The organism is Chryseosolibacter histidinae (genome assembly GCF_018598225.1).
Classification (GTDB): Bacteria; Bacteroidota; Bacteroidia; order Cytophagales; family Cyclobacteriaceae; genus Chryseosolibacter; species Chryseosolibacter histidini.
Genome location: NZ_JAHESF010000001.1, coordinates 447,955 through 473,848 on the forward strand (window position 1 = coordinate 447,955; position 25,894 = coordinate 473,848).

Annotated in this window: 17 protein-coding genes; 6 read left to right on the forward strand and 11 right to left on the reverse strand. The window is 45.9% G+C overall.

Features of this window, described 5'->3' with window-relative positions:
- The first annotated feature begins 25 nt into the window (after positions 1-25).
- Entirely contained in the window at positions 26-1,135 is a 1,110-nt protein-coding gene (locus KK083_RS01535; protein ID WP_254159969.1) for a DUF5627 domain-containing protein, read from the forward strand.
- A 23-nt stretch (positions 1,136-1,158) separates the two neighbouring features.
- Entirely contained in the window at positions 1,159-3,303 is a 2,145-nt protein-coding gene (locus KK083_RS01540; RefSeq protein WP_254159970.1) for an endo-1,4-beta-xylanase, read from the forward strand.
- 48 nt (positions 3,304-3,351) lie between these two features.
- On the opposite strand, the gene KK083_RS01545 is transcribed toward KK083_RS01540, so the two are convergent.
- Positions 3,352-7,485, reverse strand: coding sequence for a two-component regulator propeller domain-containing protein (locus KK083_RS01545; RefSeq protein WP_254159971.1), 4,134 nt, complete (start codon positions 7,483-7,485; stop codon positions 3,352-3,354).
- Positions 7,486-7,904: 419 nt separating this feature from the next.
- Here KK083_RS01545 and KK083_RS01550 point away from each other — a divergent pair, with 419 nt between their 5' ends.
- Positions 7,905-9,572: a glycoside hydrolase family 43 protein gene (locus KK083_RS01550; protein WP_254159972.1), complete on the forward strand. Its 1,668-nt coding sequence runs from the start codon at positions 7,905-7,907 to the stop codon at positions 9,570-9,572.
- A gap of 58 nt (positions 9,573-9,630) precedes the next feature.
- On the opposite strand, the gene KK083_RS01555 is transcribed toward KK083_RS01550, so the two are convergent.
- Positions 9,631-10,047, reverse strand: coding sequence for a winged helix-turn-helix transcriptional regulator (locus tag KK083_RS01555; RefSeq protein WP_262899437.1), 417 nt, complete (start codon positions 10,045-10,047; stop codon positions 9,631-9,633).
- Between the two features lie 104 nt (positions 10,048-10,151).
- On the opposite strand from KK083_RS01555, the gene KK083_RS01560 reads away from it, so the two are divergent.
- On the forward strand, positions 10,152-10,736 hold the full coding sequence (locus KK083_RS01560) for a dihydrofolate reductase family protein (protein WP_254159974.1): 585 nt from the start codon (positions 10,152-10,154) through the stop codon (positions 10,734-10,736).
- Positions 10,737-10,911: 175 nt separating this feature from the next.
- On the opposite strand, the gene KK083_RS01565 is transcribed toward KK083_RS01560, so the two are convergent.
- The 5 genes from KK083_RS01565 to KK083_RS01585 form a co-directional block, all read right to left on the reverse strand.
- The gene (locus KK083_RS01565; protein WP_254159975.1) at positions 10,912-11,784 is read right to left on the reverse strand and encodes an alpha/beta fold hydrolase; all 873 of its coding nucleotides are present in this window, start codon (positions 11,782-11,784) and stop codon (positions 10,912-10,914) included.
- A 55-nt stretch (positions 11,785-11,839) separates the two neighbouring features.
- The gene (locus tag KK083_RS01570) at positions 11,840-12,265 is read right to left on the reverse strand and encodes a VOC family protein (RefSeq protein WP_254159977.1); all 426 of its coding nucleotides are present in this window, start codon (positions 12,263-12,265) and stop codon (positions 11,840-11,842) included.
- Positions 12,266-12,379: 114 nt separating this feature from the next.
- Positions 12,380-12,706, reverse strand: a complete 327-nt coding sequence (locus KK083_RS01575; protein ID WP_254159979.1) for an ArsR/SmtB family transcription factor — start codon at positions 12,704-12,706, stop codon at positions 12,380-12,382.
- Positions 12,707-13,251: 545 nt separating this feature from the next.
- Positions 13,252-14,256: a WD40/YVTN/BNR-like repeat-containing protein gene (locus tag KK083_RS01580; protein ID WP_254159981.1), complete on the reverse strand. Its 1,005-nt coding sequence runs from the start codon at positions 14,254-14,256 to the stop codon at positions 13,252-13,254.
- A 378-nt stretch (positions 14,257-14,634) separates the two neighbouring features.
- The gene (locus tag KK083_RS01585) at positions 14,635-15,483 is read right to left on the reverse strand and encodes a phosphatase PAP2 family protein (RefSeq protein ID WP_254159983.1); all 849 of its coding nucleotides are present in this window, start codon (positions 15,481-15,483) and stop codon (positions 14,635-14,637) included.
- Positions 15,484-15,818: 335 nt separating this feature from the next.
- Here KK083_RS01585 and KK083_RS01590 point away from each other — a divergent pair, with 335 nt between their 5' ends.
- The gene (locus KK083_RS01590; protein ID WP_254159984.1) at positions 15,819-18,323 is read left to right on the forward strand and encodes an ABC transporter permease; all 2,505 of its coding nucleotides are present in this window, start codon (positions 15,819-15,821) and stop codon (positions 18,321-18,323) included.
- A gap of 173 nt (positions 18,324-18,496) precedes the next feature.
- Here the strand turns inward: KK083_RS01590 and KK083_RS01595 are convergent, their stop codons facing one another.
- Positions 18,497-19,432, reverse strand: a complete 936-nt coding sequence (locus KK083_RS01595) for an alpha/beta fold hydrolase (RefSeq protein WP_254159985.1) — start codon at positions 19,430-19,432, stop codon at positions 18,497-18,499.
- Between the two features lie 447 nt (positions 19,433-19,879).
- Between KK083_RS01595 and KK083_RS01600 the strand changes: the two genes are divergently transcribed.
- Positions 19,880-22,132, forward strand: coding sequence for an ATP-binding cassette domain-containing protein (locus tag KK083_RS01600; RefSeq protein ID WP_254159986.1), 2,253 nt, complete (start codon positions 19,880-19,882; stop codon positions 22,130-22,132).
- A 361-nt stretch (positions 22,133-22,493) separates the two neighbouring features.
- On the opposite strand, the gene KK083_RS01605 is transcribed toward KK083_RS01600, so the two are convergent.
- Genes KK083_RS01605 through KK083_RS01615 form a run of 3 tightly spaced genes read right to left on the reverse strand, consistent with a single transcriptional unit; the run spans position 22,494 to position 25,834 of the window.
- Positions 22,494-23,105 carry a flavodoxin family protein gene (locus KK083_RS01605; protein WP_254159987.1) on the reverse strand — a complete coding sequence of 204 codons (612 nt, stop codon included), beginning with the start codon at positions 23,103-23,105 and terminating at the stop codon, positions 22,494-22,496.
- A complete protein-coding gene (locus KK083_RS01610; protein ID WP_254159988.1) occupies positions 23,105-25,363 on the reverse strand; it encodes a xanthine dehydrogenase family protein molybdopterin-binding subunit in 2,259 nt (752 codons plus the stop codon). Before KK083_RS01610 ends, KK083_RS01605 begins: the two co-directional genes overlap by 1 nt.
- A 15-nt stretch (positions 25,364-25,378) precedes the next feature.
- Positions 25,379-25,834, reverse strand: a complete 456-nt coding sequence (locus tag KK083_RS01615; protein ID WP_254159989.1) for a (2Fe-2S)-binding protein — start codon at positions 25,832-25,834, stop codon at positions 25,379-25,381.
- Positions 25,835-25,894: the final 60 nt, after the last annotated feature.

Sequence of the window (25,894 nt, forward strand, 5' to 3'; positions counted from 1 at the left end):
AGTAAAGATGACAAAATCACAAAATATGAAATGGTATAATTTACAATCGATATTGTGTGCCGGTGTTCTTTCCGTATTGACGATGTCGTGCGAAAATCAGGAGATCCAATTCCCGGACTATGACAAGAGCACAGTGTATTTCGCATATCAATACCCAGTAAGAACGATCGTGCTGGGAGAAGATATCTATAATACATCGCTTGACAACGAGCATAAGTGCGAGATCTATGCGACCATAGGGGGCGTGTACGAGAACAAGAAGAAGATCGACATCGAGATCGCTGTGGACAACTCACTGTCTGCTAACTTGTTTTTCGACGGCGCCCACACCGCTCCCGTTCGCCCCATGCCGGCAAGTTATTATACGCTGGCGGGCAACCAGATCTCGCTGGATCATCAATTGCAAGGTGCAGTAGGAGTACAGTTGACGGATGCATTTTTTGCCGACCCGGATGCCATGCGAAATACGTACGCCATTCCCCTGAAGATGGTGAATGTTACTAATGCCGATGCCATCCTCTCAGGAGTGGCCAAAGTAGCAGTCCCCGACAGGCTGAATGCCGCACACTGGGATATTCAACCCAAAGACTACGTTCTGTATTTCGTTAAATTCATTAACCCGTGGCACTCGAACTATCTGAGGCGCGGTAAAGATCAGATCACCGTTAATGGCACAAAGTCCACGGTAATCCGCCATCAGCCTACGGTTGAAGCGGATGAAGTCCGTGCGCTGAGCACACTCTCGCTGCAGGACCTTGCGTATCCGCAGAGTTACAAAACGTATTCCGGGTTGAATCTCAACTTGTCGCTGAAACTCAGTTTCAATGAAAATGAAAAGTGCACCGTTGCGCCCATGGTTACAACATACGCAGTGAATGACTCCGTACGTGTGAATAATATCGCCGCGACCGGAAACGGGGCTTTTGTAAAAAAAGGAGAGAAGAAGAGCTGGGGCAACAAGGACAGGGATGCATTATATCTCGAGTACAACGTGAGCTACCAGGTTGAAACAAAGTACCCTAAAGCGGGGCTTCCGGACAGACTTGACCAGGTAAGTTATGTCACGAGCGATACGTTGGTGGTTCGTGATCGCGGCGTGAAGGTGGAAGTGTTAACGCCTTTCTATAAAGAATAATATACTGATAAACAGAGATGGATATGATACGCTCTAAAAAACTTTGGATAAGTGCTGTTGCCCTTTCAATGTTAGCTTCCTGCGCAGATGATAGTAAATTGCTCTTTGAGGTAAACAAGCCCGCTAACCTGGCGCAATTGGAATACCTCCAGGAATACGATGCGCTGAAGTCATACGTTGACGGGAGTACCAACCCGGATTTTAAACTCGGTGCCGGAATATCCGTCAGCGACTTCACAAAAAAAGGAGTAGACTACAGTATGATTGTATCTAACTTCAATGAGGTGGTTGCCGGTTGGGAAATGAAACATGGTGCCGTTGTTCAGGATGACGGAAAACTCAATCTTGCCAATGTCGCCAACCTGATCTCCACAGCCAAAGCTGCTAACATGGCTGTTTACGGTCATACGCTGTGCTGGCACTCCAATCAGAATGCCGAGTATCTGAACAGCACCATTGCACCGACTGTCAATCCCGGAACCGGTGGACCCACCTGGGACGTTGTGACCAGCGCAAACTTTGAGACCAGCGATGAATCCAATTTTACATCCAACGCCGAGGCTGAGCGAAGCTTCTCCTCGCCGGGTGCAAATGGCACAGGTCGTGCGCTGAAAGTTACCAATGCCGCGGTTCGGGCAAATGATTGGAATAGTCAGTTCTTCATTACATTTTCTCAGCCTACGGTAGTAGGAGAGAAGTATATGCTGAGCATGGACGTTCGCGCGGATGCTGCCGCAACGTTTTCCACCCAGGCGCACGTTGTCCCTTATCAATACAAACACTGGGATTTCTTCGGTCAGGTTAATGCTACTACTGGCTGGACAACGTTCGTCAAGGAAATAACGATATCGGCGGAAACTTCTGGTGTAAAAGCCATCGCTTTTAATCTCGGAACTACCGCCACAAGTTATTATTTTGATAACGTCTCCCTGAAGAAGTTTAATGAAAGCGGTGGTGGCGGACCTACGTGGGATCTGATGTCCGGTAACAACTTTGAAACGGACAGTGAATCCAACTATACGTCAAACGCTGAGGCGGCGAGAAGTTTTTCTTCACCGGGCGCAGCGGGTGCAGGTCGTGCATTGAAAGTGACCAATGCGGCGGTGCGGGCCAACGATTGGAACAGTCAGTTCTTTTTTACGTTTCCTCAAGCTACGGTAGTAGGAGAAAAATACACCCTTCGCATGGACATTCGCGCGGATGCTGCTGCAACATTTTCTACCCAGGCGCATGTTGTACCTTATCAATACAAACACTGGGATTTCTTCGGTCAGATCAGCGCAACCACAACCTGGGCACCGTTCGTCAAGGAGATAACGATCACGGCAGAAACATCGGGTGTAACGGCCATTGCTTTTAACCTTGGCAACACGGCTACAAGCTATTACTTCGATAATATAACGCTGACGAAGTACAACCCGGACGGTGGTGGCGCACAAGTCATTGAAAAAACTCCGGAAGAGAAAAAGAAGATCATTCACGATGAGCTGGATCGATGGATTGCCGGTATGATGGAAGTCTCAAAGGAGTATGTAAAAGCGTGGGACGTTGTGAATGAACCGATGGATGACGGAAAACCGTATGAATTGAAAACCGGCGTGGGGAAAGAGCTCAAAGAAGACGAGTTTTACTGGCAGGACTATCTGGGCAAAGATTATGCTGTAGAGGCATTCAAACTGGCTGCTCAATATGGCAATAGCACGGATAAACTGTTTATCAATGACTATAATCTCGAGTATAGCCTGGATAAATGCAAAGGATTGATCCAGTACGCGAAGTACATCGAAAGTCAGGGCGGGCGAGTTGATGGCATCGGAACACAAATGCACATCAGTACAAATGCAGACAAAGAAAAGATCGTGGCAATGTTCCAACTGCTGGCTGAGACAGGCAAGCTGATCAAGATCTCTGAACTGGATATTGGCGTTGGCATTCAAACTGACAAGGCAACAGACGCACATTATCAGGCCCAGGCTGAGATGTATAAATTCGTGGTGGAGAAATACTTTGAGATCATTCCAGCGAAACAACAGTACGGAATTACCGTCTGGAGCCCGAGAGACAGTCCGGCCGGTTCATCCTGGAGAGCGGGCGAGCCCATTGGATTGTGGACAGAGGGATATGTTCGCAAACGCGCGTACGGTGCATTCAGTGATGCATTGAAATAATAATTATTTTTATTGGGTTAGGAGTAGGGCGTCACAAAAGTGAGGCCCTTACTTTTTTGTTGGAACGCCTCGGTCCGTAAGCTTTTTTTCTTTGGCCGCATTGAGGTGATTTTCCATGTACTGGGAGGGAGGCACACCATAGAAGTCCTTGAACGAATTCGAGAAATGCCCGATGTTGATAAAGCCAGTTGAAAAAGCCACCTCGGAGATGTTCATGTGTTTTTCTGAAAGCAATTTAGCCGCTTGCTGAAGACGAAGGTTCCGGATCAGGTCGCGGGTAGACTGGCTTGTTAATTCTTTGAGCTTACGGTGCAAATGTACCCGGCTAATGCCTACTTCGCGCGATAACATCTCTACATTCAATTCCGGGTTCGATATATTCTTATTGATTGCGTCCATGATCCGCGTCAGTAATTTCTCATTCGAAGAAGCCAGCACTACATCCTGAACCTTATCTTTCTGGTGTTGACTTCCTGTGAATTTGTTGCGAAGAATTTCGCGGGTGCGTATGACATTCTGAACAGTCTTACGAAGCACCTCCACATTGAAAGGTTTCAGGATGTATCCATCCGCTCCGATTCCCAGGCCCTCGATATTGTATTCTTCTTCCATTTTGGCGGTGAGGAGAATAACAGGAATATGATTGATGTTCACGTTTTGTTTGATCTTCTGACAGAGCGTAATGCCATCCATTTCAGGCATCTTGATGTCGGAGATGACGACATCCGGCGCATGTTGCAATACATAAGCCAACGCTTCTTTCCCGTCTTTACACGTCGCCATGTGGTAATCGCCGGCCATTTCTGTTTGTATATATTGACGGATATCTGCGTCATCGTCAACTACCAGAACCCGGTAAGGACTTTTCGACTTCACTTTTACCGCCGGCGTGTCAACTACTGAAATTGCCGGCGTCTCGAACGCATGCGTTGGTTTTCGTCCTGCCTCCTGAAGCTTGATCTCATCGGCATTCAAATGCGCATGGCCCAACGGCACACGTAAAACAAAACGACAGCCTTGCCCGTTTTGATTGTTCTCTGCCCAGATCCTGCCATGATGCAGCTCTACAATGGAACGCGTCAGGTGAAGGCCGATCCCGGCGCCTGAGCTAAAGCTGTGATGACTGTTACGCGCCTGGTAAAAACATTCGAATACCTTCTCCAATTCTCCTTCCCTGATCCCGCTGCCTGTGTCGGAGATGTCAACCTGGAAATATTCCTGATGCCCGGTAGCAGCATTTTCTTCTGCGCAAGTGCTCAGGGCGACGTGGATCTTCCCTCCAATGGGCGTAAACTTGAGCGCATTGGCCAAAATGTTCAGGATCACTTTGTCGAAGTTGAAAGGATCTACCCACGCGTAAAGACATGTTGTGTCGTGTGTATAGGTCAGCTCAATTTCCTTCATACGTGTCTGCTCGTCGAACGCATAACACAGATCTGAAATGAATTCAACCAGTTCTGTCTCCTGAAAGGTTAACACCATCTGACCACGATCAATACGCTGAACATCCATCAGCTGATTTACAAGATGCAGAATGCGGTCTGAATTTCTTTGCATCGCCGTGTACGAGCGTTGCCGGTCGCGGTCTTTGTCTTTGGTCATGAGCTTTTTCAGCGGACTCAGGATCAGTGTCATGGGCGTGCGAAGCTCATGGGCGATATTAATAAAAAACTGGAGCTTTGCTTCATTGAGCTGTTTGGCATGAATATGCTCCTGCATCTTACGCTTCGTCTCTTTGCGCTGCCTGATCTGCTGCGCAATAACATAGGCAATGGTCAGCGCGAGAATTCCATAGACCAATTTGGCCCAAAATGAAAAGTACCAGAAAGGATGGACGATGATTGAAATGACCTTCGCTTCCGAATATGTGCCGTAGTCTTTCGCCCGCACACGGAACTCATAGTTGCCGGGCGACATATCGCTGAAGGATACAGTGTTTTTTCCGGGTGGAAGCTCGATCCATTCATTGCCTCCCTGTAATGAATACATGTAGGTGATACGGTCCGGGTTGCTGAACTCCATTACTGAAAACTCGATGGTAAAAGAATTGTCTTTCTGCGAGAGCTCGAACACTTTGGCATCCATCACTGCAGAGTCTACAATGTCACGGGAGCCTGACTTCATTCCCTTTTTCACCGCCTGGTTGTGGATGTAGAAGCCGGTAACGCGCACTTCCAGTTTTTTTTCTTCGTCGGTTATTTGACTGGGATTGAAGATCGTGACCCCGTTGATGCCCCCAAACAGCAGTTCATGGGTGTCGGCATAGGCGGCGTCTGAAAATTCATTTCCCTGCAACCCGTCGTCCTGATAGTAATTGACGATGCTGTGTGTTTTTTTATGGATCCGTGAGAGGCCGTAATTGGTGCTGATCCAAAGGTGATCCGATGTATCGTTCAGTACAGCAGCCACTACGTTACTGGGTAAGCCGTCTTCCATCGTCAGCTTCATCAAGCTGCCATCCGTCTTGTCATAGGAGATCAAACCTTCCGAGGTGCCCATCCAAAGCATTCCCTCCGGGTCCTCATATAATGAATGTACAATGATGCCGGGAAGTATCCGGCTTGAACCATTGAAGGCAGACGTAAACTTGCCAGTTTTCAAGTCAAGACATCCAAGCCCGTCGGCAGTTCCGATGTATACTTTCTTATCTTTGCTGCTCACGAGGACCGAATTGATCCAGTCGTTGTGTAACACATCCAGATCCGGCCGGTAACCGGGGCCTATCGCTCTGTATTGTCTGACTTCTGATGTTTTTAGATCGAGCGAATAAAGCCCCAGCCCCATCGTTGCAATCCAAAGATGCTTTTCATCGTCTTCGGCGATCTCAAATACTTTTGGCAACTGCGCTCCTTGCGGTATGAGCAACTGGTTAATGTACCGGCACCGTCCTGTTACACGGTTTAGGATACAGATCCCATTGTCGTACGATCCCAGCCAAAGGTTCTGGTCAGAATCTTCGTAAATATCCAGGATCGTGGCAGGTACACTCCCGACATCACCGGAAGGTTTAAAGTGTACTTTCCGAATCCCGGCACTGTCCAGGCCATAAACACCATCACCATCCGTACCTATCCAAAGCATACCAAGCCGGTCTCTGTATAGCGCTGTTACGTTGGAAGAGCCGATAACATCATTCTGTACGGAGCGATGGCCATAATATTGAAAACGTTTTGTTCTGGCAGGTAATAAAACGACACCTTTTTGAAATATTCCAATCCACAGATTACCGGCATCGTCTTCGCATAACGCGTGAATTTTATTTCGCGAAAGGTCAATGGTGCTGATGGTGAAATCACCGTTCGAGAGCTCCTGTTTTTCAGGGTCAAACACTTTGAGGCCTCGCCCTTCCGTGCCGATCAGGACCCTGCCTGCACGTGTCAGCGATAACTTTGTGATGGGCAAGCGCGTTGCGGCTGGCAGCGTAGCGGAAAAAGTATTTGAGTTTTCGTTGTATGTATAGAGCCCGGTGGTGACACTTCCCGCATAAAGGGTTCCTTGCGCGTCTTCGCATAAAGTAAAAATATTTCCATTGTCTCCGGCAATGCCAGGTTGTGTGAGCTGGTTATGCCGGTCAACCCGGAAGAGGCCTTTGTCTTGGGTACAGATCCATAAATTTTGACGCGAATCCTCATAGAGTGTCTTGATCAGATAACTCGGCATCGGGCCAGCAAGCTGTTGCGCGATAAGTTTTCCTCCATGCGCCTTGAGTACAAAGATCCCATGACCTGTTGTCCCAATAAGAATGTTGCCATTTTTCCGCTCCAGAATTGATGTGATGTGCGCTGGAAACGGATTACCATCTAACAGCACCAACGGAATGTTCTGAAACCTGTCGAATGCATGGTCATAGAGTTGCAGACCATTTACCAGGCCCACAAACAGTCTGCCTTTTCGGTCTTCCGACACTAACCTGACGTAATTATGCAACAATGAAGTACTGTCATTCTTATCGTTTTTGTAAACGGTGAATTTTGATCCATCATAACGATTTAACCCATTGTCTGTCGCCATCCAGATGATCTGGTTATGATCCTGATAAATATCGTTAACCAGGCTGCTGGAAAGTTCGGAGTCAACAGTGAATAGCTTTCCTGGCTGTGGATAGCCATTGAAAAATGCAAAAAGAAGAAGGATTACAATAGGGCCCTTGCGTTTCACGATCGTTACGTTAAAATGGTACATTTGACTATAAGATAACCAATTCTCTCGGTACTTTCCAGACGATGTCGTTGAGCGCTAACTTTAAATGATTCATCCGGTTTTATCCCGCCGCCAACCGGATCAGCAGAATATGCAGCAATCAGAATGGTGACCAACACCATAAATGTGGTGCTGCCAATTGTATTTCGTTCGTAATTATTTGCCTTCTGAATATCAACCGTACCGTCTTTAGGAAGTTAATAATCTGAGTACCAATTTAATAACCTTATGTTACATGCGGAGAAATTCCTGTAACGCTGGTATAACTGTACGGGTCCTGTTTAAAATATATTTGGCCATAACAACCTGTTGCGATTTGCCGCAATGAAATCATGCCACGCATATTCCTTGCAATGTGGATGAATCGCCTCAGTGAAAATTTTGACGTAATTACCTGATATATGATAAGGACTCTTGTTTTTACATTTTTTGTAAGCGGGCTGCAGGCTTTTTATGCCCATGGCCAGTCGACAACGTTGAATAACCCGATCCTCGCAGGATTTTACCCGGACCCAAGTGCCATAAAAGTGGGGACCGATTACTATTTGACCAATTCTACCTTTTCATATTTTCCAGGGCTCCCGGTTTTTCACAGTAAAGATCTAAAGCATTGGAAGCAGATCGGGAACGTCATCAGCAGACCTTCCCAAATGAATTTTATGGGGCATCGGATGACGAGAGGTTTATTTGCGCCGTCGATCAGTTACAACAATGGAATATATTATGTTGTCTGTACACTGATTGACAAGGGCGGGAATTTTGTGGTGACAGCAAAAGATCCAGCGGGACCCTGGAGTGATCCAACGTTCCTTCCGGAGGTAAAGGGAATTGACCCTTCTCTCTATTTTGATGATGCGAAGGCGTACATTATGTACAACAGTGACGCTCCGGACTATAAGCCATTGTATCCGGGCCATAGAACGATCCGTATGTACGAATTCGATCCTGTCAGCCTTAAGGTTGTTGGCGAAGAGAAAATTCTGGTGAATGGCGGTGTTGACATCTCCAAGAAGCCGGTCTGGATCGAAGCGCCGCACATACTCAGGAGAAACGGTTGGTATTACTTATACGCCGCGGAAGGAGGGACGTCGGTTAATCATTCAGAGGTGGTCTTACGAAGCAGAAATGTCTGGGGACCCTATCAGCCGTATGAGGGAAATCCGATACTCACGCAACGCCATTTGCCAGCCGATCGGAGAGACCCTATTACATCGGCCGGCCACGCGCAGTTTGTGGAAGGCCCCGATGGAAAAACGTATGCCATCTTTCTGGCGGTGAGACCTTATCGCGATAATTTCTATAATACAGGACGGGAAACATTTATTGCGCCGGTAGAATGGAAAAATGACTGGCCGGTGGTTGATCCTGCCCACCAGGAGCTGCAGTACCGTTATCCCGTGGCGTATGGCGAGACGAAGGTAAATGCGCGCCCACAGAGTGGAAACTTTCAGTATACGATCACTTTCGAAGATCAATTGGACCCGGCGCTTTTGTTTTTGCGAACTGTGGATAGTACCTCCTTTAGCCTGACGAAAGCCAATGGTCTCACATTGGTGCTGAAACCGGAAACATGTATGGAGACAGGAAACCCCTCGTTCATAGGGAAACGCCAGCAACATTTGTATTGCAGTGCTGAAACTGCGCTGAGCTTTTCGGCAACATCAGATAACGAAAAGGCTGGGTTGGTGATCTTTCAGGATGAGCATCATTTCTACTATCTGTGTAAATCGGTTGCAGACGGAAAAAATGTCGTTCAGCTTTATAAAAGTCCTGCAGAAGGCAACGCGATGGAGTTGCTCGCACAGGCTTATGTTCCCACGGGCGCCGTTTTTTTTCGGATCGATGCCAAAGGCGAACAATACAGTTTTCATTATGCACTCAAACCCGGGAAGTGGAGTCTGCTGAAGGATAACGTCGATGGCACTTTTTTGAGCACACAGGTTGCCGGAGGTTTTATTGGTTGCCTGTTTGGTATGTATGCGACGTCGTCTGGAAGGGAAACAGCAAGCAAGGCATCTTTTCAATATTTAAAATACGCGGGTAAGGATCCGGTCTATGAGCAACGCTAATGCTATCCCCGTAGACCCGGGCGATCGACACGCAAAGGATTAGCCGTGAAGTTACCGGCTACGACTTAAGATGATGTTTTATCAATCCCTTTCGAACTTCTTTAAGCATATCATCCCCACCGCGAACCAGGTCAACGGCATGTTTATGTTTTTTTGTATCCACAGGTTTATGCTTGAGGCTCCACGCACCGATCTGAACGAGGATCGGCAGAAGATCGATCCCTCTCTGCGTTAACCTGTAGATGATCTTCTGCTTATGGTCCGGGTCTTCTGTTTTGCTGATGATTCCTTCCCGTTCAAGCATGTTGAGTCTGTCGGTGAGGATATTAGACGCAATTTTCTCTTCGGACTGCAACAGTTCCCTGAAATAACGCTTCCCGCCAAACATGATGTCTCTGATGATCATCAACGTCCACTTATCTCCGAAAACTTCTAACGAGAGATTTATTGGGCATAACGACCGGTGTTTTTCCATAAGAAAATAATTTACCTAAAACCGATTGCAAAATACAACCACTTTTATACATTTACAACCAGTTGCGTTTTAAAACCAGTTTAAACGAACGCGCGTGGTGATTTATGAAAAAATTGAAATTGCAGGTACAGATCAGTATTGATGGATACATTTCTCCTTACAATAGCCAGGATTGGTTAGTTTGGGCCTGGGGTAAGGAATGGACATGGGATGAGGCGCTACAGAATTATTTTATTCACTTAACGTCGTCGATCAGTTGTGTTCTGCTCAGTAGAAAAATGGCCGAAGAAGGATTTATTGATCACTGGGCAGCTATCGGCCAAGATGCAGCGAATCCTCAATCCACCTTTGCCAGGATCATAGCAGCGTCTGACAAGGTTGTCTTTTCCAGGACATTGAAGGCTTCGACCTGGCCGAATACAACTTTGGCCAGGAACGAGTTGGTCAATGAAGTAATGACCTTAAAGAAAACAAGTCATAAGGATCTCATTGTGTACGGTGGTTCATCATTTGTGAGCTCACTGATCAGCGCAGAATTAATTGACGAGTATTATTTATTTGTTAATCCGGTCGCCCTGGGAAATGGATTGAAGATATTTAACGAGCGAACAAATTTGAAATTAATGGAGGCGCAAGCCTTCTCATGCGGCGTAACAGTGCTTAAGTATGTTCCGGCATCTAAAATCTAATCATCGCTTGACAATCTTGCGAGGCATTTCTTGCGGAAAGTAGGCTGGACTAAGTGCAATGTGAAATATTGCTGTCCAGCCTTTTTTTAAACTTGCTTAGTTTGCTTTATTGTTCATTTATTTGAAAGCCGAATCCTTTTATTGAGGCATTTTTTTAATAACGGATAAGATTATGTTACTTCAAAAAATTATCCAGGTAATCTAATATTGTTTTCGTTTGCATCATCAGGCTCATATGCCCTTGTGAAGGAACAATGGCCAGTTGCGATTTTGGCATCGGCTGCAGGTCAGCAGCAACGCCACCTCCCAACAATTGGTACGTTTTCATCAACTCGATTTTATCCGTTCCATCGTTATCGCCCGATATGATCAGTACAGGCGAAGTAATTTTCGCGATATTGGAGTCGCCGACGTTGAATGGTACTTCGGCGAAAGCAAACATCTGCTCCAAGTACTTTCTCCATTTTGTTTTATCAGGTGCCACTGCATCGTATGCAGCTTTTATTGGTGTGTTATCGAAAAATTCAGGCTTAAAATCTTTTAATCCGTCATTTACTATGGGGAGCCAACCATTACTTTTATACGTAGAAGAAATGATCACTAATTTTCTTAATCGTTTTGGACTTTGTACAGCAAACTGGTAGGCCACAGAGCCCCCCATACTAAAGCCTGCAACATCTGCACTGTCTATTTTCAGGTAATCCATTAATTTCTCTACGTCACTTGCTAAAGTAGTAATCGATAATTCTCTATCTGAAAACGGCGAATGTCCATGTCCCTGCATTTCAATTGCAATTACTTTCCTGGTTTTTGACAGCTCAGGTATCAACGCTCCCCAATTCAGATCAATTGTAAAAAAAGCGCCATGCAGCAAAACCAAAGGCCTGCCCTCACCATAAACTTCGTAATAAACTTTAATGTTATTAACAGGGGCATAACCACTCCTGGAAGGTTTGATCTGTTGTCCGTGTGATGAAGACGCTATAAACATCATTGCAATCAGTAGTATTGCGCTAAGAGGACGATGTGTTTTGAATGAATTTTTCATAACGAGGGTTTAAATTTTAATCTATGATAATACAAGGCCATACCTTACTGGCCTCTTAGTTTTGAGCAAATTCCACAATCCATTCAATACCGTATTTGTCTCTAAAACAACCAAAATATGAACCCCAGCCACTGTCACCGATGGGCCCTTCTATTTGCCCTCCAGCCGAAAGCCCATTAAATAATTTATCTGCCTCCTGTTTACTTTCTGCACTTATTACAATTTTGCTTCTGTTCTCATTTTCGTTTGTCCTCCCCATAGCTGCGGGAACATCATTGGCCATCAACATACTGTTTTTACCGATGGGCAAAACAATGTGCATAATTTTATCTTCTTCATTTTTTGCAACGTTGAATTCAGGACCTGCAAGATCTTTGAAACGAATGACCTTAGTGAACTCTCCGCCAAATACTGATTTGTAAAAGGTAAATGCTTCTTCGGCATTTCCATTGAAGTTAATGTGAGGATTGATGAGTGCCATAATTTTATATTTTAAAGTTTTTTGAATTGTTACTTTCTTAATTTTTTGACTGCGTGTGGCGAATACCTTTTTCGCAGCTTTGTCAACGGTGAAAGCAAAATAGAAGAGCGCTTTTCATTTTTTCTGTTTTTTAAGTGTTTGTAATACTTTGTCTAATTGGTTGAACTGAGTTTCCAGGATACTCTTGAACTGTGCAATCCATTTATCGATCTCTTTCATTTTAGCGGCGTTAACGTGGTAATAAATTTCCCTTCCCCTTTGTTCCTGCTTCACCATTTCACACTCTGTGAGAATCCGGATGTGTTTTGAAACCGCCTGCCTGCTGGTATGGAATTCTTCAGCCATGGCATTGGGTGTCATGGCCTGTGCAGCCAGCAAAAGCAAAATCGCCCTGCGTGTAGGATCGGCAATAGCCTGAAAAACGTCACGTCTTGTTTCCATGATGTGTGTTTATTTGCAACTAAGTAGTTGCAATTATAATGCAATTACTTGGTTGCGCAAAATGAATCACGAAATTATTTTAGCCTAGAAGTTTAAATCCGTAGGGCGGGGTGCGGGCTATGTCAGGTGACTGCGATGCGTTCATAGTCGACCCGCATTTTTTTTGTTTTACGCCTCGTGGTAAAAACAATGCGTAACAGACTGTCAAGGAGAAAAAAAGAATAACCCTAAGAATTGCTGAGCAAGTCCGAGGGTTATTCAGTAGCGTACCGGGATTTTTCTTGAGGGGTGTTGAGGGATCTCATTTCCGCGATCGAGTAGTCCTTCCAAAGGCTCAACACCTTATCAGCGACATTGTCAAAGTATGCTTAGAACCGTCGTGAAGCGCGAGCGACAAACCGCCCGCATCGAGTGTCGGTCCTAAGAAGCGGCGCCGATCGGTAGGTGACGTAACGTTACCAATTAAACCGCAGAGGCCTGCAAACACAACAACGGGCAATGTCCGTTCGGTCCGCAATTCGACATTCGAAAATTTGAAATTGATCTTAGCACCCACCTACATTACGCGTCGCATAAATCACATTGCCGGAAACCGATAAGTTGAAAACATCCTTATCAATGGAAGGAAGCAGGAGCTTCCATGTCTTTCCATTGTCTGATGAACCAGAAATGCCGTTCTGGTGGCTGCAAAATAAATTTGCACCAACCTGCACAATATTAAAAACGTAAACAGGAAGTCCGTCATCAATAAATTGCCAGGTGATTCCGCCGTCGTGCGATGTTCGTACCCGAAATCTTCTTTCCGTAGACTCTGTTATAGCGGCAAACCCGCCATTGATTCGTTGTACATCCATACCGTGGTCACCTTCGTCTGTCACCAAATTCCAGTGGTCGCCATTATCCGTAGACCGCATGATGCCTTTCTGAGTTACAGCCATGAGTACACCACCTGATTCTGCCAGTTTCCTGACCCCCTTGGATCCTGCAAAGACCTGCTTCCAGGCTTTCTCAGCGTCAACGAATTTAAACAAGCCTGTGTTTGTTCCGATGAAAGCTGTGCCTTTGTCAGTTTCAAAAAATGTAAGTACGTCTTTGCGCTGAAAATTCTGATAGACAGGCAACCAATCTTTCTTTCCGTTTATCGCCTGCAAAACCTGCCCATCATTGTAGTTGAATGCCAACATCCCCGTCTTGCTGGGGAATATACCGACTCGATTGTCGGAAAGAATCTCTTTGCTCCAATTAGGAGCTGAGGAATTTCGTTTGTTGAAGAATAGCCCATCTCCAGCGCGTAAATAGAAGCCATCGTTAGTAGCAAAGCCTCCGCCTATCATGAAACCTTCCTGACCCGAATTGTCGGGAAGCCCTTCGGTAATGTCCTGCCACGTCCGTCCGCCATCAGCCGATTTGAAAACGATCTTAGCAGGTGTAATGCCAGCTGAATTCCGGTTGACACGACCGACTGGATCCGATGGCATAAGTTCTGATGCCTGATCTAATACCAGGAGAAATTGAAAGAATGCAAAAAAAACAAGACTGTATGTTCTCATGACTTTAATTGGATTGGTAAAATAATAACGTAAGAATATGGCCCTCACTACAGCACATGCCCATCACGTGGTATCGTGCGTTGTTTTATTCGTGAAGTACCCAAAGCTAAAGCTTCCTGCGAGTCCGGGAGGTAAAAAACTTGTTAAAGAATGTTAACGAAATGTAAAATTACAATTTTGCATTCGAATAATGTAGAATGCGCGATTGAATGCTTTTTTACACTTCCTTTTACAATTCATTTACAATTGACGGCAGGCAGTTCCGGCAATATCGTGTACGCTGTGACGGATAGTGAGTGCCGGAGGCTGGGCATGGTACTCCGTCTGCTTCGTCCGAAATTATTTGCTTAACGAGTAAGTCATCAACACATGGAATGGCTAATTAATTCGATGAATAATGTTGACCATTCCGGTTTGTCCGTCATAAGAAGGCATTACACTGGTTTGACCAACTTTATTTTTCTTTCCCCAACGGTACTGGTGGGTGAGGTACGCCAGATTTGTGGATAGTATACCAATACCAGCTCCTACTAAGACATCAGAAACCCAATGCCTGTTATTCATAACACGCATTGCCGCGACTCCGGTAGCCACTGTATAGGCTCCGATACTATACCCTATATTTTTATGACCATACTCTTTGGCCATAAAAGTTGCTGCTGCAAAAGCCTGCGCAGTGTGTCCCGAAGGGAAAGATGTTAATTCTTTAGTATCTGGTCTGGGTACTTTTGTTATTCGTTTCAAAGAAAATGTTAGGATCCCCATCATCATCTCAGACTTAATTAAAATGGCCGTACGATTAGCGAAATCATTTTTACCTTTTACGCCAAGCCAATTTAGCCCGTACACAGCCATAATAGGAGAATGTTGCAAGTAGTCATCAGCATGATGGCGGAAGTTGGGTATATATCTATTTCTTTCTTCCTGAACCTCATAATTATCATCATTATCATCGTCTAAAGTACACAATCCTGCTGCCGTAAATAGTACTGGTGCAATAACTGCCCGTCGGAATGCAACTGACTTTAGTGAGATTTTTTTAATGAAAAGATTCCTTTGAAACGTAGGAGGATCACTATTTAAGTAATCGGTTATTAAATGATGCGGTGCGTTAAAATGTGCTTTGTTCAGATTTAGACCTGGATCGTGAGTCATTTCCTGGTCGACAACTTCTCTTCTTACAGTCTGGGTGGTCGACTGGGCCTTTAGAGAAATTGTAATAAGCATGGTTAATGGCAGAATTGATAAAAGTGGTTTAAAAAATAGATACATGAGGACCGGGGGGTAAAATGGACTTTGTTTTAAGACAACTCAATTGCTATTTACCCCTAGCCACCTACATGCTGATCACGGTCAGCGTGCAGCTCTTCAGGGCCGCGCTCACCAATCCGTCTAACATTCCACGGCGCTACTACCAGTCCGGTTTCGAACTCCCCCGACCGAATCCGCACGGCACACTGATCAAAAAAGGCAGTTTTACTCCCCAAAACCGCCTTTTTTATTTTGGTCTGAATTTGGTAGTCCACGGTCCAGGATTTCAACCAATTTGTCATCAGCAATCCTTGAGTTTTTTTTATATGATCAGGAACTACATCAAAATCGCCCTCCGCACTATTTTCCGGAACAAGCTCACGGCCTTCATCAACATCGCCGGCCTCGCCTTTGCCATGGCCGCCGCACTGCTCATCTACTTATTCATCACCGACGAGATGAGCTACGACCGTTATCATTCCAAAATAGATCGCACCTACCGCGTAACCCGCGAGTTCCTGGACAACGAGGGTGCCGTCGATGGCCACTTTTCCGCCATCGCGCCTGCTTTCGGCCCCGCCCTTAAAAACGACTTCGGGCAGATCGAGGCCATGACCCGCACCTTGTCTTTATTGGACTTCGACATGGCCGTGGAAGAAAACGGTGAACGAACCCGGACCGCCCATGAAGAAAACGTCTTCCTGGCAGAGCCCGACGTGTTCAAGATATTCGACATCCCTGTCCTGAGCGGCAACCCTGTCAAAGACCTCGAACGTCCTTTCACCGTCATGCTCTCTGAGAAAACCGCACAAAAATATTTTTCCAGCACCGACGTCGTCGGTAAACGCCTCAAAGCCATCGCGGCCATGAAGATGGCGGCCACCGACAACTATGACCTGGAAGTAACCGGCGTCTACAAAGATTTCCCGGCACAGTCACACTGGCACCCTGATTTCCTCATGGCGTTCAGCACACTGAACGACAGCACCATTCTCGGCCGCGATGCACTCGAGAGCTATGGCGGCAATGCTTTTGATACGTACATCCTCCTGGAGGCCGGTGCCGATCCCCAAAAACTCGAAGCCGCCATGCCGGCGTTTATCGACAAGCATTTGGGCAACTATGCCCGCGCCAACTGGGGCACGTCGCCGGACTGGGTGGCTTCCAAAGGCAATAGGCTCCACGTACAGTCCGTGGCGGACATCCACCTTCACTCTCACCTCGACGATGAGATCGAGGTGAACGGCAACATCAACAATGTCTACATGATGGGGGTCATCGGCTTGTTCATCATCCTGATCGCTTGTTTCAATTTCATCAACCTCTCCACCGCCCGCGCCACCAAACGCGCCAAGGAAGTGGGCATGCGTAAAGTAGCCGGCGCGCTCAAAAGCCAGCTCATCGGCCAGTACCTCAGCGAGTCCGTGCTCATCGCATTGTTCGCCCTCGTATTGGCCTTAAGCCTCGCCACCGCTGCATTACCCTGGATGAACAGTTTCACCGGCAAGTCCATCAGTCTCGACATCACCAGTCACTGGCCTGTGTTCGCTGGCATGATTGTGTTCGCTTGCATCGTCGGTATTCTCGCCGGCGCCTATCCCGCATTCATCATTGCCGCCTTCAGACCCGCCGCCGCGCTCAAAGCCCAGCAAGCGCTTGTAAATGGAAAAGGAGGAATGCGCCGTGCGCTTGTCGTCACGCAGTTCGCCATCTCCATCGTCCTCCTCATCGCCACCGCCGTCACCACCCAACAGTTGGGCTATCTCAACACCCGTGACATTGGCTATGACAAAGACCAGATCATCACCCTGCGCGGCTACCCGGAGCTGGAGAGAAATTACGACGCCTTCTACAACGAGGTCACACAGTCCGCCGCCATACGCAACATCGGCCGCTCCTCACGCCTCCCCACGGGCAGATTGCTCGACTGGTGGGGCGGTGTGTCGGTCACTAAAGGCGACAGCCTCGTGGACACCGGCATCGTGCCCAAATCCCTGGCCATAGACTACGAGTTCTTCTCCACCTACGGCATTCCGCTTATCGCTGGTCGTTCCTTTTCACACGCCATCGCTTCAGATCATTCCGATGCCTCACCCGCCTTCGTCATCAATGAAACCGCCGCCCGCAGAATCGGCTGGAAATCTCTCGACGAAGGAATCGGAAAGGATTTCAAATACGGCGACAAGAAAGGAAAGCTCATCGGCGTCGTCAAAGATTTCAATTTTGAATCCCTCCACCAGGAGATCTTGCCCATGGTGTTCTTCATCGGCGACGGAAGCAACCAGAACCTTTCCGTCAACATCGACGACGCCCACTTCCAGCAAGGCATAGCCGACCTGGAAAAGAAATGGAAAGCTTTTCTCCCCCTGCATCCTTTCGAATACCAGGTCCTGAGCGATCGCTACCGCAGACTCTATGATGACGATCAGAAACAGAGCCAGCTCTTCACCCTCTTCTCCGGTATGGCCATCTTCATAGCCTGCTTAGGGCTGTTCGGCCTCGCCACCTTCAACACCCTGCAGCGCATCAAGGAGATCGGCATTCGCAAAGTGCTGGGGGCATCCGTGCCCAATATCCTGGGCCTGTTATCAAAAGAGATCATCACACTGATGCTGGTAGCAAGCTTCATTGCCTGGCCCGTGGCGTGGTACGTCATGAGCCAATGGCTGAGCTCCTTCGCCTATCACGTCGATATGAATGTGCTGGTCTATGTGCTGGCTGCGATCGCCGCCGTGGTGCTAGCCCTGCTCACCGTCAGCATCCAAACCCTCAAAGCCGCGCTCACCAACCCGTCCAACAGCCTGCGCTATGAATAGTCGTATGGTTGTCCTTGACAATGGCTTTTTCTTTTTAAGCTTCTTTTGTTGAATGAGCCGAAAAAGAGTCTTACTTGATCCGCAATATTTGAGCGGTCTCCTCAATCTCGTTTATAACGAGCGTAAGATTTTCAGAGCCTGGTTGTATTGTAAGCGTATGACGCGATTGAAGGCTATTTATTAAAAAAGTCAATTAATACTGGCGCCACCGCTTCAGCTTTGGGTTGATGCAGTTGACCTTTAAGTGTTTTGTGCTCAGCATTGGGCATGAGCCTTGCGAGTTGTTCAGTCGTGGTGTGCATAAAATCCATACCTTTTTCGCCCACCATTACCAGTGTCGGAATAGTAATGGTCTTAACGACATCGCGTGGAATGGTCCCGTCACCTAAAACCTGATAGTCGTAGCCAAGCGTAAAGTCAATCTTTTCAATAGTTCTCCATGCCGTACTTAATTTCATTTTTTCGAGCGCTTCCCTGGGAGTTCCAATCTCTGACAGAAAAAACGCAGCCGCATCACCGGGCTTGCCGTTTTTAATACGTTCATTCACGCCTTGTTTCTGCTTGTCGAAAGTTTTCTTGTCCTGACCGTAAGGGACCTCATAGATCGCCAGCTTCGATACTTTAGCCATTCCTAACCTTGCAGCTGCTTGCAGTGATAACGCCCCTCCGGAGGAGACACCATAAAGACCTGCCTGTCCACCAGCCTTGTCGATCAGCGCTTCAAGATCATCGATTTCTCGGGCGACAGTGTACGGTTGTTCATCTGTGCTTTCACCCCGACCGCGCCTGTCATAAATATAAACGGTAAAATGCTTTGAAAGCGTTTCGACCAGCAGCATGGGTTCTCCCGCAAATAGAGCGCGTGCTGATAAAGCACCGCTAACAATTATAATCACTGGACCCGTGCCACTTTTTTCAAAAGCGATCTTAGTGCCATCTTTGGAAGTAACGTAGTTCATAGGTTGTTCTGATTTGGATTTCGGAGCCTGCTGTTTGTTATCGCTGCTTATTGGCGTACCGGCACTGGTTTCTCCGGGGTCTCTGCGGCAGGAAACAGCTAGTACTACGATGATGGCACATACGGTTTTTATGAAATTGAACCTGTTCATAAATTTGACGCTGTCAGGCCATTGTTTTAGTTGTGATTAAAATGCCACGTCCTGCACCTTACCCTATTTATCAATTCTTATACCTGCATCTGTATTCAATGGGAGTAAGGCAGGAACCTTTTTGAAAATATCCCTGAATGCTAAACCTTTATTTTTAAGTTGTGGGGTGCAATCTTCGGAATGAAATGCAGCTGGATTTTCATTTCCCGGAGAAGCATATTGATACGTTACCGGCTTCCTTTTTTGTGAAGTACCAGGTTCAAAAGATTGTTACAAACACAGCCGTTAAAATCGGACAGTACGCATCAGGCTGCAACGGTTGCCGTAGTGGCAGCGCGATGTTGCCTTCATTACCCAATTAGGGGATTAATCACACAAATGAGAAGTATTCCAGGCCAGTTTTTTTTGACGAATGAAATTGGTACAGTATTACTGTAGATAAGCGGCATGAATCCAATTAAAGTTATCGGAGCACGTCAGAATAACCTCAAGAATATTTCGCTGGAAATACCTAAGAACAGGATCACTGTCTTTACAGGCGTTTCGGGATCAGGTAAGTCGTCCCTTGTATTTGAAACAATTGGTGCGGAAGCGCAGCGACAAATCAATGAAACACAAAGCAGTTTTGTAAGAAATCGCCTTGCGCAATTAGGCGTACCGGATGTAGATAAGATCGAGCACTTGAATGTCCCGGTTATCATTAATCAAAAGCGATTAGGTGGAAATGCGCGATCCACGGTAGGAACGGCCACTGATGTTTATGCATCGCTGCGATTGCTGTTCTCGCGGATGGGAAAACCTTTTGTGGGATATTCATTTGTTTTCTCATTCAATCATCCTCAAGGCATGTGCCCGAGATGTCAGGGTCTTGGATATGTCAGTGCTATCGATGTGGAAGCATTGATCGATAAAACGAAATCGCTTAACGAGGGGGCGATTTTATTTCCAACATTCCAACCTGGAGGTTTTCGCTGGTCACGCTATACAAACTCAGGTTATTTCAATAATGACAAAAAGTTAAGGGACTACACCAGGAAAGAGTGGGAGCTGCTACTTCATGCGGAAGAACATAGGCCTGTGAAACCGTCTCGTGAGTGGGGAAAGACGATGATGTATCAGGGAATTATACCACGGATACAAAATGACATCCTCCGAAAGGATTCAACAGAGCATGGCAAACGCAAAAAGGATTTGGAGAAAATTCTGATTACCGATGTTTGCCCGGAATGTAAAGGCAAGAGATTAAATAAAAAGATTCTTAGTAACAAGATCAACGGTAAGAGCATCGCGGATTGTTCAGCCTTGCCAATTGATGAATTGCTTTCATTTGTTAAATCGCTGAAATCATCTTCGCTTGAAACGGTTCTGCAAGAGCTTGAAAAGAAATTGCAAAATCTGGTAACGATCGGACTTCAGTATCTGACATTAGACAGAGCGACAAACACTTTGTCAGGAGGGGAATCTCAACGCATTAAAATGGTTCGGCATCTGGGAAACAGTCTGGAAAACCTGTTATACATTTTTGATGAGCCCAGCATTGGATTACATCCAAAGGATCTTGATAACATTTCAAGAATCATTCGGGATATTGCTAACAAAGGCAATACGGTTTTAATTGTTGAGCACGATCCCGACCTGATTCGTATTGCGAATCATGTTGTTGATATGGGGCCGCTTTCCGGAAGCGGTGGTGGTCAAATCGTTTATCAAGGTGAATTTGAAGGATTACGTAAGTCAGGTGGAAAGACAGGGGAATACTTTTCGCGCGGAAGAATGTTCAATACGAATCCTCGACCTGCGCAGGAACTTGTAAAGATAAAAAATGCCAGGCTTTATAACCTCCAAAATATTTCAGTATCGATTCCAAAGAACATGCTCACAGTTGTAACTGGAGTTGCAGGTTCAGGCAAAAGCACACTGATTAGCAAGGTATTGCCGATACAACATCCTGAAGTCAGAATTATTGATCAGTCCTCGATAGGCGGGAGCATTCGTTCAAACCTGTTAACCTATCTGGATATTTCAGATCAGATCCGGAATATGTTTGCCCGGGAAAATAAAGTGACCAATCGTTTCTTCAGCAACAATAGTGAAGGGGCATGTCCAAATTGTAGCGGACAGGGTATTGAGAGGATAGATCTCGCATTTATGGAAGACATTGAGCAGCCGTGTGAGGTATGCATGGGCAGTGGATTTAATCCGGACGTGCTAAAGTATACTTATAACGGGAAAACAATCGTGGATGTATTAAATCTTTCTACGAATGAGGCTCGGGAATTTTTTGACGGACACGAGTTTGTTAAAAATTTTGACCTCTTAACGGAACTCGGTATGGACTACCTCAAACTAGGTCAAAGGCTTAACACGTTCTCTGGTGGCGAACGTCAGCGTTTGAAGTTGACCCGTGAGCTTTCAACCGCCCACGAGATCCTGGTGCTTGATGAACCAAGCACTGGTTTACATCCATCGGATACCAATAAGTTGATGAACGTACTGCAGCATCTTGTCGAAAAGAAGAATACACTTATTGTCATCGAACATAACCTGGACATCATTAGTCAGGCAGATTGGATTATTGATATCGGTCCGGGGGCAGGGAAGTATGGCGGACAGTTAATGTTTGAAGGTACTGTTCAGAGTCTTCTTAAAAGCGAAAGGTCTGAAACTGCTACTTACTTGCGCAAGCATTTGCAGGGTTAATCATTCGAGGATGGAGATAGGAGGTCTTACTTCATAGTCAATGACAGAATGAGCGTCCGGATCATTAAGAAGGATGAGAATGATCTTTTATCGATTTAGTCCTGCATCCCCATAACATTCAATACTTTCAAATTCGATTTAACTAAAGTGACTTTAAATCACTTCCCGATGCAATATGTGAACTTCATTATTAGCCAGCGTGTTAGCTGACTCGAGTAACAAAATGGTAACGAAAAATGCCTGACCATCACTCAACAACTCTAAAGAAACCTAAATGAAGTTTTGAGCTTCTGTTACTCGGAAGCAAAGGTAAGGGGAGTGGGGGAGTTGAACAAAATTTAGAGGAGTTGATTGACCTGACTCACTTGATCAGTTGGAGTTCCAGCAGCCATTTCTTGATTTTGATTTGTGCCTGCTTTTCTTTTTCGCCCTTCATTACAAATAAAATTCCATCGCGTTCTTTGCCGCCTTCGATCTTAAATGGTTCTAGTACTTTACTACTCTTCGATAGCTTCTTAATTGTTTCCACACTGGTGCCCAATCCATAGCCAGCATTCGTGTTGAACGGAACAATCGTTTTGTTTCGCAGGTCATGGTTAGTTAAAAAGCTTTTCATCGGTGGAGGAAGTTGCATGTCCCATGTAGGATAGCCGATAAATATTGTATTGTATCTGCCGATGTCGTAAACCTTGGTTGGCAACTCAGGCAGGTATCCTGTTTCATTCTCGTTAGATACCTGGTCGACAGTTTTTTTATAGTCTTCCGGATAAGGTTTGGCGAGTTCAAGCAATAACAGGTCACCGCCCAGTTCCTTCTGGATCATTTGGGCAATGGCCTTTGTATTATTTGTGCGCGATAAATAAACAATCAGTGTTTGCTCCTTCGAACGAATGATTCGGGCAAAGAGTGAGCCTGTCGTTGTGGTCAACAGGCTCAATGCAAAAATACGCTTTACAAACTCCGAACGCTTCATTACATCCGCTGAGGACTTGTTTCAATATCCTTTGCGAAAGGCTGATTGTAGTAGCGCTTGCCAGTTGCTTTGTACAACGCATTCGCCACGGCAGCAAAGACAGGAGGGAAGAGAGGCTCACCAAGTCCCGTGGGATCTTCCTCGTTTTTCACGAAATGAACTTCGATATTTTTCGGAGTTTCCTTTTGACGAATCATTCTGTACTGATGGAAATTATTCTTGTCTGGAACGCCTTCCTTGAAAGTCATTTCTCCGAACAGGGCATTACCGATTCCATCAACGATTCCACCTTCACCCATATTTTTCGCAGCATCGGGATTAACAACAATACCGCAATCAACCGCTGCAAATACATTCTCGATGACGGGATTATTTCCGCTGAGTTTGAGATCCACAACTTCAGCCACATAAGTATTGTGGCAGAAGTATGCGGCTACACCACGACTGACGTTTGCTGGTTTTTGATTCCAGTTTGATTTTTCTCTTACAAGCTTCAAAACTCCAGCATACCGGTCAGGATCATAGTCATTGTTTTCACCAACAGGTTTTGTTTTCGCCCTTTCTAAAAGTTCAAGTCTGAAATCAATCGGATCTTTACCAACTAATTCGGCAAGCTCATCTAAAAATGATTGTTCGGCAGCTGCGTTGAAGTTAGAACGTGGAGCGCGAAATGCCCCGATTGTTATGTTTGATGGAATTGCCCAACCTTCCGCAAGATAATTGTCAACAGCTCCTGCGGGAAAACGATTCGCGTGGATGGGATGCTCTGGTATTCCACCACCACTAACATGGAAGCCGATCAGGTTGTTGTCTTTGTCGAGTGCAGCGCGATATGTTGCAGTGTATGCAGGGCGATAGATTCCATATGTCATGTCATCTTCTCGTGTGTAGATCAGTTTGATCGGTGCTTTGACTTGTTGCGAAATAACAGCAGCTTCGACAAGGTGATGGCCATAAGCGCGCACACCAAAACCTCCGCCCATTCGCGCGAGCTTGATATGTATTTTTTCTTTTGGAAGACCGAGGCGCGCAGCGAGTGTGTCGGTAATAAATCCGGGAGCCTGGATTGGACCATAGATTTCGCACTTGTCAGCAGTGACGTTCGCAAAACAATTTGCAGGCTCCATCGTATTGTGAGCAAGGTGAGGAGCGGAGTATGTTCTTTCCAACACCTTCGCAGCATTCTTAAAAGCAGCCTCGGGATTTCCGTCTTTACGAAGAATGTCGCCTTTACCCTTTGAAGCCTTTTCCATTTCTACCCGATGCCCATCTGAGCTCTCCAATCCTTTCGGCATAACAGCCGTTACTTTTCCGAGCCTATGGTGCTGCATGGTCATTGAATATTCAGGCATCAGCTCAAACTCCAATTTCAATGCTTTCTTAGCATTCATCACTTCCCATGTAGTATTTCCAACTATGACTCCTAATTCAAGAAAGCTTGTTGTATCAAAACCGTTTCGCTCGTAATCTTCCGTGAGCGTCTTGATCGTAAACGCGTCTTTGATCCCAGGCATTGACTTTACTGAAGAAGCATCAAGTGATTTTATCATCATCCCAAACGGAGGATGTACGATCATGGCGATTAACATTCCTTCCTCTTTGTGATCAATTCCAAAGAGTGGTTTTCCAGTCACGATATTCTTACCCTCAACATTCAGCTTAGAGTTACCGATAATTTTAAAATCGCTAATCTTCTTAATTGCAACTTCAGTTGGAACAGGTATCGTTGCAGCAATTGAAGCCATCTCTCCATATCCCGCTTTCTTGCCTGATCCTTTGTGATGGAGAACGCCACCCTCAGTTGTAATTTCGTTTGCGGGAACATTCCACTGTTTTGCAGATGCCTCGATTAGCATGTGACGCGCAGTTGCTCCTGCTGTACGCAATGGTTTCCATCCTTGACGAATACCTTGACTGCCCCCAGTGAATTGTCTGTCGTATCGTTCCGGGTAGAAATCGGCTTGCTGCACTATTACATTTTTCCAATCGACATCAAGTTCTTCTGCAAGGATCATCGGCATCGATGTCTTTACATTCGATCCGAATTCAGGATTTGGTGACATCAATGTGACTACACCGTTGTTGCCGATCTTGATATAGTTATTGAGGTCAAACCATTCGTCAGGCATTGTTAGTAGCTCCTCGTCTTTTGGTTTGCAACCTGCGAGCCAGCTAAAGCTTAACATTAGTCCACCACCTGCCAATGCAGAGGCTTTCAGGAATGATCTTCTGTTTATGGTTGTCTTTGCTTGTGCCATAGTGAAAAAGTTTTGTTAGGCGTTAGCAGCGGTCTTGATGGCAGCTTTGATTCTTAAATATGTTGCACAACGGCAGATGTTGCCATTCATCGCATTCTCTATTTCATCATCGCTCGGAGTTGGTTTGCTCTTCAACAGAGCCGCAGCACTCATGATCTGACCAGCCTGGCAATAACCACACTGAGCAACATCGTGCTCAAGCCACGCTTTCTGCACGGGATGATCACCATCTTCAGAAAGTCCTTCTATGGTAACGATCTCTTTATTTTCAACAGATGACACTGGTAGAATACACGAACGTGTGGCATTTCCATCCACGTGAATTGTACATGCACCGCATTGGGCCATACCGCATCCGAACTTTGTTCCTACAAGATTCAAATGGTCGCGTAACACCCAGAGAACAGGTGTCTTCGGATCAATATCAAGGGTCTGTTTCTTGCCGTTGATGTTTAGATTTATTGCCGCCATATATTCTTTTTAGTGCTTATAATTTAAGAATAAACTAAGTCATTATGCCTTACGAAAATC